The following is a 12033-nucleotide window of genomic DNA, read 5'->3' as shown; positions in this document are numbered from 1 at the left end:
CGACAAGCGAACACGCAGGTTGTATAAGATTTCTCCTCACCCCTTTCTTTTACCCACAACTGTTCGTCGAAATGACAGCCGTGTTTGATTATAGCAATAATCTTACACATTAAGTTTGTGTTAACCCACCCATCTATGCAAAACGATTATGTAATTTTGATTACAATCGTTTTACTATGAAACAAAAGTTTATCGTTGGCCTTTGTGCCCTTACACTATCGGCACTAACCGTATGCGCCCAAACACCGGGCAAAATAGCCCAAACCCAGCAGGTATTATTACCCAATGGCTGGAAGCTTAGTCCCGCAGGTACATCATTGCCATTGGGCGATTTGCCCCTTAACATCCAGCTATCGGCATCGGGCAAATTACTTGCCGTAACCAATAACGGGCAAAGCACGCAGTCGGTTCAGCTTATCGACCCAAAGAACGAGCAACTGCTCGACGAAAAGGTGATAGCCAAATCATGGTACGGGCTGGCTTTTAGTCATGATGAGCGCAAGCTATACGCATCAGGCGGTAACGATAACTGGGTCTACGTTTTCAATATAGCCAACAACAAACTGGGCAAGCCGGATACCATTAGACTTGCACCCAACAAATGGCCCAAAAGCAAGGTGTGCCCAACCGGCATCACCGTTAATAAAGCCGATACCCGCCTGTACACCGTTACCAAAGAGGATAGCCTGCTTTACATAGTTAACCCCAACCAGGGCAAAACCCTAAAAACGGTAAAACTCCCTGCCGAGGCTTATGCCTGCACCCTATCGCCCGATGAAAAAACGCTTTATATTTCCCTGTGGGGAGGTGATAAGCTGGGTATTTACAACATCGCAACCGATAAGTTAAGCACCCTGAATACCGAAAGCCACCCCAACGAGCTGCTATTAAACAAAAAGGGTACTATCCTATATGTGGCTAATGCCAATGACAACTCGGTATCGGTAATAAATACCACTACCCATAAAACGTTAGAGAACATTGCCACTGCCCTGTTCCCTACCCGTTTAACAGGCTCAACCACCAACGGACTGGCATTATCTGCCGATGAAAAAACGCTATACATAGCCAATGCCGATAACAATTGCCTTGCCGTATTTGATGTAAGCCAAGCGGGCAGCAGCCGTAGCATGGGCTTTATACCGGTGGGCTGGTACCCCACCAATATTAAAATGCTGGGCAAAAAAATCATAGTATCAAACGGTAAAGGGTTCACCTCAATGGCCAACCCCAAAGGCCCGCAGCCCGTACTTAAAACCGATAATAGCGGCTATAAGCAGGGCGCTACCAACAGCAGGGAACAATACATAGGCGGCTTGTTTAAAGGTACGTTATCGTTTATAAACACACCCAGCGCCATACAGCTTAAGGCCCTTACCAAACAGGTATATGCCAATACGCCGTTTACCAGTGCCAAGGCTAAAACCGCGGCCGGCGAAACAGGCAACCCGATACCAAGGCGCATGGGCGAAAAATCGCCTATTAAATATGTGTTTTACATTATTAAAGAAAACCGCACTTACGACCAGGTTTTAGGCGATATGCCACAGGGTAATGGCGATACTTCGCTTTGTATTTTTGGTAAAAAGGTAACGCCCAACCACCATGCCATTGCCAACGAGTTTGTACTGTTAGACAATTTTTATGTAGACGCGGAGGTTAGCGCGGACGGACACAACTGGAGTATGGCAGCCTACGGTACCGACTTTGTTGAAAAAACCTGGCCAACCAGCTACGGTGGGCGTGGCGGTAATTACGATTTTGAAGGAACCCGCAAGGCAGCTTACCCGCGCGATGGCTTTATATGGGATTACTGCAAGCGTGCAGGCTTAAGCTACCGCACTTACGGCGAATTTGTAACCGATGGCAACCCGGGCAAAGCCAGCCTGAAATCGTTAGAAGGGCATTTCTGCCAGCAATCGCCAGGCTTTGATCTTGCCGTAAAAGATGTTAAACGCACCCAGATCTGGGCACATGACTTCGACTCATTATTGGCTATTAACGCCGTGCCACGTTTTAATACCATCCGCATATCAAATGACCACACCAGCGGGCAACGTAAAGGAGCTATATCGCCCATCGCGGCCGTTGGTGATAACGACCAGGCTATTGGGCAGTTTATTGAGCACCTTTCTAAAAGTTCCATCTGGAAGGAATCGGTGGTGTTTATTTTAGAGGATGATGCCCAAAACGGCCCCGACCATGTGGATGCACACCGCTCGCCTGTGTTTGTTGCAGGGCCGTATGTGAAGCGTAACCAGGTAATTCATGGCATGTATTCCACATCGGGCGTGCTGCGCACCATGGAGCTTATTTTAGGCCTGCCACCTATGAGCCAATACGATGCTGCCGCCATGCCTTTGTTTGATTGCTTTACTAACAAGCCCGATTTTAGCCCATACGTAACCAAAGCCCCACAGGTTGACCTGGAGCAACGCAACATGGCAGTTAACGAAAGCAGTCGCCGGTCTGAATTGTTTAACCTGGCCAAGGAAGATGCCGCCCCGGATATTGAACTTAATGAGGTGGTTTGGAAATCTGTAAAAGGCGAAAATGCCATAATGCCCGCGCCAAAACGCAGCGCTTTTGTGCTATTGGAGCCAAAAAAGGAAGAGGATGATGATTAATGTTGCCGGAATCGGAATTGCCGGAATTAAAGAATGAACAGAATTGAAAATTGTAGGGTTGAAGTAATTTCTGAAATTAAAACAAATGCATAACTTCGGGTTCTGACAAATAGCTGTACCATGACTACCATTGAAAATGAATACCTGAAAGTAAGCATCGATACCAAAGGTGCCCAGTTAAGTTCATTGATTGATAAAGCAACCGGCGTTGAACATATGTGGCAAGCCGATGCCAGTGTTTGGCCATGGCATGCGCCAAACCTGTTCCCGGTAGTGGGCGGTTTAATTAACAACGAACTGCTGGTAGATGGGCAAAAGTATGCCATGAACAGGCACGGCTTTGCCAGGCAATCGGAGTTTGTGCTGTTGAATGCCGATGAGGTATCGGCCAATTTTTCGTTACCCAACTGCGATAAAACTTTACAGGTTTATCCTTTTAAATTTGACTACCAGGTTTTATATACCCTTATAGATAACGCCTTAAGAATAACCTACAAGGTGATTAACCTTGATAAGAAAACCATCTACTTTTCGGTAGGTGCACACCCCGCCTTTAACGTGCCCTTTAACAAAGGCGAACGCTATGAAGATTATTACCTGGAGTTTGAAACCGATGAGCACCTGGAAACAGACCTGTTATCTGCAGATGGCTTCTTTACCGGCGAAAGCCACCCCGTACCAACGCCTAAAAACAGGCTGCAGCTAACCCGTCATTTATTTGATGCCGATGCGCTGGTGTTTAAAAACCTATCGTCAAGGATGGTAACCATCAAGAGCGATAAGCATGGACAATCGTTATCGGTGGAGTTCCCTCATTTTAATTACCTGGGCATCTGGGCCAAACCCGGTGCCGATTTTGTTTGCATTGAACCATGGTTAGGCTGTGCCGATACCGAAGGCGAGCAAAAAGATATCAAGCATAAAGAAGCCATCCAGAAATTAGGCGTAGGCCACGTTTTTGAAGCACCGTTTTTTATAAGCCTTTAGACATACTTAGGGGTGTCCGAAAGGTAATGGGTACCTGTGAGCGGACGGACAGCACAGTATAAAAACAATGTCATTGCGAGGCACGAAGCAATCGCACGCGTGAAAAGCGGATATACATAGTTCGCGATTGCTTCGTTCCTACCCATGACAAGTCCACCATGTCATTCCACCTTCAGAATTTCGCGAAATTTTACAACTCGCAATGACATGATGAAGAATTACGTTTTGATATTCTGTGTTACTAAGCCGATTTCGCTGATAACCGCTTCAACTCATCCTTGGCTTTACCAAACCAAACTTTACTCGCTTTACGCTCCATGGCGCTAAGCTGGGGTACTTCGTTCAGGATATCGGTAAAGATCTGATAAGCATCTTCGTCCCGGCCCTGCCTCACCAAAAACATGCCGTACTCATACCGTGGCCCAAAGTACGAATAGCGGCCTTTCATGGCTTTAAATTCGGCTTCGGCTAAATCAACCTGACCGGTGTTTTCTAAAGCTATGGCGTAACCGATATGCGCTTTTGAGCGGGGGAACTGGGGCAGCTTATACAGTTTTTTGGCAATAGGGATAATCTCCTGGTACCTGGCCTGTTCGGAGTAAGCTACAATCAATTGGGCTAATACGTGCTCGTTTTCGGCAAAAGCTCCGGTAAGGCTGGTTTGGTACAGGTCGACAGCTTTATCGGTGAAGCCGGCCTCAAGGTAAGCATCTGCTAATTTTATTTTGTTGGCAAAAGTGTCGGTAAAGCGCAGCTCATCTTCCAGGCGCTTAAGTTTTACACCGGGGTTTAGCACCGCGCCAACATCAACCTTTGGCATCCGCAGGGTCGACCGGTTGGTGAGTATTTCTGAATAGATATAAATAAAGCAGCCTACAACGGGTAAAACAATCAGCATCCAAAGCCACTTTTGCTGCGTACCCCTGCGTAAGCAATGGATAATACAAAAGGCTTCAAGTATAAGGATAAGATAGTAATAGCTACCGCCACCAAAGAGCATACTCATAGTTCACAAAGCTTTAAAAGGATAAGATTATCCAAAAATAAAAAAATGACGCATTCGTCAGCAATATTTTTATTTCAAATCGGCTTCTTTTACCACTTTATCCAATATTGGATGATCAAGCGCGGCTATTTCAGCGTGACCATTTTTCAATTCGTCAAAAACCACTACTTCGTTCACTCCTTTATTCAACCAGCCGGCAGGGATATACAGTGTTTGCTGCGGACCAACATTCCAATACTTACCAATATTGCGCCCGTTCAGGAACACAAACCCTTTACCAAAGCTGCTCAGGTCTAAATAAGTATCGCCTGTTTTGGTTAACGTAAAAGTTCCTTTGTATAAGGTAGGGGTTGGCGTTGCTACGTTAGTATGTAACCCCTGTTTAACCCTGGTATTTTCGGTTAAAAACTTTACGCCTTTTGTTGTTTCAAACGGAAGCTTGTACATTTTCCAACCCAAAAGTTCATCTCCGTTTAAGGTCACCTTTTCGGTAATGCCCTGGCGGTTATCGGTTAAATATGCCCCGTAATTAATACGACCGTTGTTTTCTACCAATATATCAAGCACATCACCTCTTTTAGCCTTATCTAACTGCAATGAATCTTTACGTAGATGCCTGTCTAATATACTAATGCGTCGCCCGTTAAGGTAAACGGTAGCATAATCACGCATTTCTTTAACTTTTAGCAAGCCGCTGACATCGTTTTTTAAGGTAGTGCGGTATAAAACAAAGCCGTATCCCTGGTCAAGGTCTTCAAAACATAATGGCTTTTCAGATACTACAGGTGCACCCAGGTTATCAACCGTTTTTGAAAATAAGGGAGCCCAGGCAGTAAGTTTTATATTGGGTATGGCAATGGTTTTGTTGGTTGCAGGTACAGGCGGCAAAGTTTCACCTTTAGGCAAATGCTTCTGAATCACCTCACGGAACTTATAAAACTTAGTGGTTGGATTGCCAGATTCATCCAACGGGGCGTCGTAATCATAGCTTGATGTTTGCGGCGAGTATGGATCATGCTTGCTCATGTTGGCCCCGTTCATGAAACCACGGGTGGTACCACCATGAAACATGTAAAGGTTAATAGAGATGCCTGCCGATAAAACCTCATCCAGCTTTTTGGCATCCTCATCGGCTTTGGTAGTAGCATGCGGGGTTCCCCAGCTATCAAACCAACCCGGATACCATTCAGCAATGTAATATGGGCCCTTACCATTGTGATATTTATTGATCAGCTCTTTTACCTCTTTAGGATTATCCAAGCCGTTCACAGCAGGCAAATAGCCCGGCAAATAACCCGCAGGCAATTGCGAAGGACCATCGCAGGTAAACAGCAAGCCATCAAAACCAGCCTCACGGAATATTTTGCGGTTAATATCCAGGTATTCTTTATCGTTACTGTATGATCCGTATTCGTTTTCAATCTGCACCATTAAAATATTGCCTCCATGCGTTACCAGGTATGGAGTAAGCTGCTTGCCTAACTGCATTACGTAATTTTTATAGGCAGCCAGAAATTTAGGATCCTTGCTGCGCACCTTCATATCCTTATCTTTTAACAGCCACCAGGGGTAGCCGCCAAATTCCCACTCGGCACAGGCGTAAGGACTTGGGCGCATTATTACCCAAAGGCCTTCTTCTTTGGCTATTTTAACAAACTCGGCAATGTCGTTATTACCTGTAAAATCATAAGTGCCTTGTACAGGCTCGTGCACATTCCAAAAAATATAGGTACCAATGGTATTTAAACCCATGGCCTTTGCCATTTTCATACGTGAGCGCCAGTACTCGCGCGGTAAACGGTAACAGTGCATTTCGCCCGAGATCAGTTGCAGCGGCTTCCCATCTAACATAAAAGTCGAATCGCCAAGGGCAAAGGTGTGATTGGCGGTTTGCGCGTTTAATGTAGTGGTGAAAGCTGCTATGAATAATAAGCAGGCGATAATGATCTTTTTCATGGTAATCTATTTTATTTTATATCGAAAAAAGGCATTGGTGGCCGAACAAACGGCGATATAGAACGCTGGCTACGACTCACCCCGGCTACGCTTCGCTGGCCGACCCTCTCTCCGGCAAGCCGCAAAGAGGGTTAAAAAATATTCTTCCCGCTCTATGCGACGCAGTCGGAGAGAGGGGAGACGGGCGCAGCCTCGTCGGGGTGAGTCGTCTGCGCCTTGTTTACGTCATGACTTTCACTGAACGTGACTTGTTTAAATATTTAAAATAACCCTAACTGACCGTTATCCTTTATGTCGATATCATCGGGATTGGTGATCTCAAAGTCTACCTTTTTAGGTGGTTCCTGGGTTGGTTTTTCTTCCTTGGGCGGCGCTGGTGCAGCTGCCGGAGCTTGTGACTCGGCAGGGGCTTTTGCAGGTTCGGTCACCTCAGTTTCGGCCTCTTCAGGTTCAGCTTCGCCGCTTGCTACTTCGCCGATATCTTCGGTTTCTACTTCCTGTTCAGCCTCCGCTGGTTCTTCAACAGCATCCTCAGTAACAATCAGCTCGACAGATTTTATAGGCAATTGCGATAAACGGTTTCCCATGGCTTTCATCCCTTTTACATCAATCAGGTCGGCAACGTTTACTTCAATGGTTTCGGGAGCTTGTTCCTTACCTCTCAACTGCACTACGCTAAACTGCTGGTTGCCTTTGGCAATGTATGCCAGTTTTGATCCCGGTTCGTCGCTAATGATGCTTACCTGTTTACTAAGCGCTATGTTTTCAAATAGGAAACGCTTCACCATGTAGTTTTTCGATTTTCCATCAATGTGGATAGCCGAATAAACTTTTTGGGCATCGTACTTTTCTATCAAAATCATTTTATCATCAAAATGATTATTAAGATCGAAGTTGGTTAGCTCATAAATACCGTTGCTCATCATGGTCAGGATGCGGTCGTCGCCATCAAACTCACCCAGGTATTTGCCTCGGCTATCAGCATTCAGGCGTTTCAGGATCGCATCGTACCAAATTTTACGACCAGCCAATGTAGATACCCCTTTGCTTTTCAGCAATATCTTTTTAACCGGGTATTTGGTGATGATATTCCCCATAGAACCACGTCCCTTGATTGCTATCGACGCAAAATCCTCATCAAACTGAAGCTTTTTCAATTTGGAGTGTGGTTTAAGCTGTACGTTCACAATTTCGGCCTCACCGTTAGGGTTGGCAGTAAAGTATAGCGTTTTGGTGCCTTTTGTACCCTTAGTTAAGTCATATTCTTTATCGCGGGTTACACCAACTACCGAGAAACGCTTAATATAAGCTATACCGCTTTCACCATCTTTATAAATCATGTTATAAACGGTACGCTCATCGTTCTTTTTAAATACGGCTACGTGGATGATATCCTTACCCACAAAAACCTTATCCTGTACTTTGGTGATAATGCAACGACCATCCGACCGGAAAATGATGATCTCGTCAATATCGGAGCAATCGCCCACATACTCAACAGATTCATCTTTCTTCAAACCAGAACCAATAAAACCATCGGCCCTGTTAACATATAATTTAATGTTGGCCAATGCTACCTGTGCGGCTTCTACCTTATCAAAAGTGCGCAACTCGGTTTTACGGCCACGATCCTTACCATATTTTTCCTTCAGTTTTTCAAACCAGGCAATGGTATAATCGGTAAGGTGTTTCAGGTGATGTTTTACCTGTTTTATTTCATTTTCGAGGGTTTTCATCTGCTCATCCGCCTTTTTAACGTCAAAGCGGGTGATGCTGCTCATTGGTTTATCAATAAGCTTTTTATAATCCTCGGGCACTATAGTACGGTAAAACTGAGGGAAGAAAGGCTCAAACAAACGGTTAAGCACTTCCAGTACCGTTTCAAAATTACCGGAGGTTTCGTAGTCGGGGTGTTTGTACATCCCCTCCTGAATAAATATTTTAAGTAAGGAGCTAAAGAAGATCTTTTCCATCAGCTCTTTCAACCTGATCTCCAGCTCCTGCTTTAACAGTTCTTTGGTGAAAAATGTGCTTTCGGTAAGCATATCGTTCACGCTCATAAAACGTGGCTTATCCGATTGGATAACACAGGTATTTGGCGATATGGAAACTTCGCAATCGGTAAAGGCATACAAGGCGTCGATAGTTACATCGGGCGAAATGCCGGGTGCCAGGTGGATGATGATCTCTACGCTTGCTGCAGTATTATCTTCGATCTTTTTGATCTTGATCTTACCTTTATCATTGGCAGATATTACACTATCGATCAAACTACCGGTTGTGGTAGTAAAGGGAATTTCGGTAATGGCTAAGGTTTTTTTATCGCGCTCCACAATTTTAGCACGCACACGAACCTTGCCGCCACGCTGACCCTCGTTATACAACGAAGCATCGGCCATACCCCCTGTCGGGAAGTCGGGCAATATATTCGGACGGACACCTTTTAATGCTTCAATGGAAGCATCAATCAGTTCATTAAAATTGTGCGGTAAAATTTTGGTAGCCAAACCTACGGCAATACCCTCGGCACCCTGGGCTAATAACAGCGGGAACTTTACAGGCAGCGTAATAGGCTCTTTGTTACGGCCATCATAACTGGCCTGCCAAACGGTTGTATCGGCATTAAAAACAACATCAAGCGCGAATTTTGATAAACGTGCCTCGATGTAACGTGGTGCCGCGGCCGAGTCGCCGGTTACCGGATCGCCCCAGTTACCCTGGCAATCAATCAACAGGTTCTTTTGCCCTATTTGTACCATGGCATCACCAATGGAAGCATCACCGTGAGGGTGATATTTCATGGTGTTACCAATTACGTTGGCAGCCTTGTTAAAGCGCCCGTCGTCCATCTCCTTCAAAGAATGTAAAATACGGCGTTGTACCGGTTTTAAACCATCGTTGATGTGCGGTACGGCACGGTCAAGTATTACGTAAGAGGCATAATCAAGAAACCAGTTTTCGTATAAACCGTCGAGTGAGGTAACGTTATGTAATTTATCTTCGTTATTTGCTGGTATCTCGTTTGCGTTCAGATCTTCACTCATTATGTACTCAAAAAGTTTTGGATGGGTAAAGATAAAAAATAAGGTTCGGATGTGCAGATGATTTGAAAATTTGAGGATTTGAAAATTTGAAAATGATTAGATAAGAAATAATCTGCCCCCGGGTTAAACAGATTTATCAGATTAACAAGATTCTGATTTGGCAAAAAATCCTGCTTTAATCCCTTAATCCGCTAAATCGTGGTTCAGACAAACATTCATCTTCAAATTTTCAAATCTTCAAATCCTCAAATTTTCAAATCATCTACATCCGTACATAATGATTTAAACGCAGCTGAAGGTATTGCGCTTTTACCAGTAAAGTTTTAGCGCTTACATACTGTTCAATTTCATGGGTGGCACTCATTAAACCATGTTTATAAACCTGGCCAAAATCAAAGTAGTTTAAATTGAATTTCCAGTGGTCTTTCAAAAAACCTATCACCTGTTCGTCTTTCTCCAACAGCAGCTCGTAGTTAATAACCAGGTAATCATCGGCAGGAAGCTTTTTAAGGGTTTTAAGAATCTCTTCATTGTAGTTGATCCAAACTTTCAAAAAGGTTTCGGCGTGTTCGGTATAAAATTTTTCCTGTTTGCGTTTACGCCTGATGTGTTTCCAAACCAGTTTTGAAAAATAACCGCGGGCCATGTATTTTCTGTCGATATAAGCAAACTCCCTTTTTAACAGCGAGCCTATCACCGCCCGGTAATCGCGCATGATCACCAGGTATTTTGCACCGGGCAGTAGCTTGGAATAGGTTTCAAGGAACAGGCAGGTACGCGGGTCTTTCCAGGCCCATTGCTCATATAGCTGCTGTTTTATGCTGATGATGCTCTCCAGCTTAGCCAACTGGTATGGCGATAGCACGATCTTTTTAGTATCGACCAGGCCCGAGATATCCAGACTGTTATTATTCAGTATCTCCTCATGTAGTTTTAAAAACTCCACATCTTCAAAATGCCCGTCCACATTGCCCGCGTTGCCTTCGGCCAGGCGTTCTCCTATTTCTAATCCACATCGGCTAAGCCAATTGGTTATTAATGATGTACCTGAGCGGTGCATTCCGGCGATGATCAATGTTTGATGTTGCATAATGTTTAATTTAATGTTGTTCTTAAAACGTTATTGATTAACAGGCAACAGGTCGCTGTTTTGATAAAAAGCGTTGATATTCAATAAATGCCAGTAACCTGCCGGTACATTCGGCAACATCATAGGCATAGGTGTTAATATATAGGTGTGGTTGTTGCGGTGCCTCGAAAGGATCACTTACTCCCGTTAGGTTATTAATCCGTTGCGGATCGCCGGCAGGCAATTGCGCCCGGTAGTAAAGTCCTTTGGTATCCCTTGCTTTTAAAACACTTAGGGGGCAATCTACATGAACCACTTTAACCTCATCATAATTATTAACCAGTTCCTGACGCATTGCCTCATAAGGCATTATAGCGCTGATGATGGTAATAATGCCCTGGTTGCTAAATTTATCAGCGATGAAACCCAGGCGACGCACATTTTCAAAACGATCCTCCTTTGAATATTTAAGATCAGGAAAAAGCTCCTGGCGATATTCGTCGGCATCAATTACTTCTGTTAAATGGCCCATGCGCTCAAGCTTGTCTTTAACTTTTTTAGCAAGTGTTGTTTTTCCGGCACCGGATAATCCGCAAAGCAGTATGATCATAAAATTGATTTTAATGGGTAAACGAAAAAGCAGGTTGATGTTAAACCTTTAATTAATTATCAACTAAGGCAAGTTTTAAATTTAAATGCAGTTAATGCCAGGAGTATCGATAGAGTGGATTTTTGTATCGACGAAGCCGGTAAAAGCGATTCGCAGGGTCACAAATGATGAAAAAAATGCAGAAAGGCTATAATATTTATACTACTAAATACATGGATATTATAGAATTAATTATATATTTGCAGCAGGTAGTTTATAAATGGGTGCATTTAACAGCTACAAAGCAGGTACCGGTTGGCGGGTGAGCGGATGGTTCGATCCTGTCCCCTGCATCTACTTCTCTTCTCATATTTATGTTTTATAATTGGTTAGATCAGAGTTCCTGCCCATCAGGAGCTCTTTTTTTTTGCTCAAAAACACTTATTAAAATAATTTAAAAAGTTCTTTAAATTGAAAATTAGTTTTATTATGTTTGTAGTGTAATGCACAACTTGTTATTAAATAGAATTCATTTTAGCCTTATGTCGGTGAGGTTAAAACAGTTTTGTTAATTGGTTTGATAAAACCCTCGTTTCGGCGGGGGTTTTTTTATGCGATCTTTTTATTTCAACATATATATAACACAGGTTCTTAAAAATTATGGCCCGATTAAATTTATTGGAAGAGACCCGGTACGAGAAGCTGCCGGTGAGCGTTTATGGCAACCAGCAGGAAGCATCACTGGCGGTAGCAGG

7 protein-coding genes and 1 pseudogene are annotated in these 12033 nt (G+C 43.9%); 3 read left to right on the top strand and 5 right to left on the bottom strand.

Annotated features, from left to right (window positions below; all coding sequences use genetic code 11):
• Positions 1-176 precede the first annotated feature (176 nt).
• Positions 177-2627 (top strand): bifunctional YncE family protein/alkaline phosphatase family protein, encoded by a 2451-nt coding sequence (locus FHS10_RS06220; RefSeq protein ID WP_259088504.1) that lies wholly within the window; start codon positions 177-179, stop codon positions 2625-2627.
• Positions 2628-2747: 120 nt separating this feature from the next.
• Positions 2748-3614: an aldose 1-epimerase family protein gene (locus FHS10_RS06215; RefSeq protein WP_259088496.1), complete on the top strand. Its 867-nt coding sequence runs from the start codon at positions 2748-2750 to the stop codon at positions 3612-3614.
• A gap of 241 nt (positions 3615-3855) precedes the next feature.
• Here FHS10_RS06215 and FHS10_RS06210 read toward each other — a convergent pair whose 3' ends face one another.
• The 5 genes from FHS10_RS06210 to cysC all read right to left on the bottom strand — a co-directional run bounded on the left by FHS10_RS06210 (position 3856) and on the right by cysC (position 11299).
• On the bottom strand, positions 3856-4620 hold the full coding sequence (locus FHS10_RS06210) for a PLDc N-terminal domain-containing protein (protein ID WP_259088494.1): 765 nt from the start codon (positions 4618-4620) through the stop codon (positions 3856-3858).
• Between the two features lie 69 nt (positions 4621-4689).
• Positions 4690-6576, bottom strand: a complete 1887-nt coding sequence (locus FHS10_RS06205; protein WP_259088492.1) for a glycoside hydrolase family 35 protein — start codon at positions 6574-6576, stop codon at positions 4690-4692.
• A gap of 260 nt (positions 6577-6836) precedes the next feature.
• On the bottom strand, positions 6837-9620 hold the full coding sequence (locus tag FHS10_RS06200) for a DNA gyrase/topoisomerase IV subunit A (RefSeq protein ID WP_259088490.1): 2784 nt from the start codon (positions 9618-9620) through the stop codon (positions 6837-6839).
• Between the two features lie 262 nt (positions 9621-9882).
• A complete protein-coding gene (locus tag FHS10_RS06195; RefSeq protein WP_259088484.1) occupies positions 9883-10710 on the bottom strand; it encodes a sulfotransferase in 828 nt (275 codons plus the stop codon).
• 37 nt (positions 10711-10747) lie between these two features.
• The gene (gene cysC / locus FHS10_RS06190) at positions 10748-11299 is read right to left on the bottom strand and encodes an adenylyl-sulfate kinase (protein ID WP_259088482.1); all 552 of its coding nucleotides are present in this window, start codon (positions 11297-11299) and stop codon (positions 10748-10750) included.
• 639 nt (positions 11300-11938) lie between these two features.
• On the opposite strand from cysC, the pseudogene FHS10_RS29285 reads away from it, so the two are divergent.
• Positions 11939-12033 (top strand): annotated as a pseudogene (locus FHS10_RS29285) (glucosamine-6-phosphate deaminase); the annotation flags it as partial.

It is taken from the genome of Mucilaginibacter dorajii (assembly GCF_024808255.1).
Lineage (GTDB): Bacteria > Bacteroidota > Bacteroidia > Sphingobacteriales > Sphingobacteriaceae > Mucilaginibacter > Mucilaginibacter dorajii.
Note: the sequence above shows the minus strand (reverse complement) of the source record. Positions and strands in the feature narration are given on the sequence as shown.

What these genes read in the sequence shown, in the direction of transcription:
- FHS10_RS06195 (WP_259088484.1), bottom strand. Translation starts at nt 10,710, where the DNA reads ATGCAACATCAAACATTGATCATCGCCGGAATGCACCGCTCAGGTACA.
- cysC (WP_259088482.1), bottom strand. Translation starts at nt 11,299, where the DNA reads ATGATCATACTGCTTTGCGGATTATCCGGTGCCGGAAAAACAACACTT.
- FHS10_RS06200 (WP_259088490.1), bottom strand. Translation starts at nt 9,620, where the DNA reads ATGAGTGAAGATCTGAACGCAAACGAGATACCAGCAAATAACGAAGAT.
- FHS10_RS06210 (WP_259088494.1), bottom strand. Translation starts at nt 4,620, where the DNA reads ATGAGTATGCTCTTTGGTGGCGGTAGCTATTACTATCTTATCCTTATA.
- FHS10_RS06215 (WP_259088496.1), top strand. Translation starts at nt 2,748, where the DNA reads ATGACTACCATTGAAAATGAATACCTGAAAGTAAGCATCGATACCAAA.
- FHS10_RS06220 (WP_259088504.1), top strand. Translation starts at nt 177, where the DNA reads ATGAAACAAAAGTTTATCGTTGGCCTTTGTGCCCTTACACTATCGGCA.
- FHS10_RS06205 (WP_259088492.1), bottom strand. Translation starts at nt 6,576, where the DNA reads ATGAAAAAGATCATTATCGCCTGCTTATTATTCATAGCAGCTTTCACC.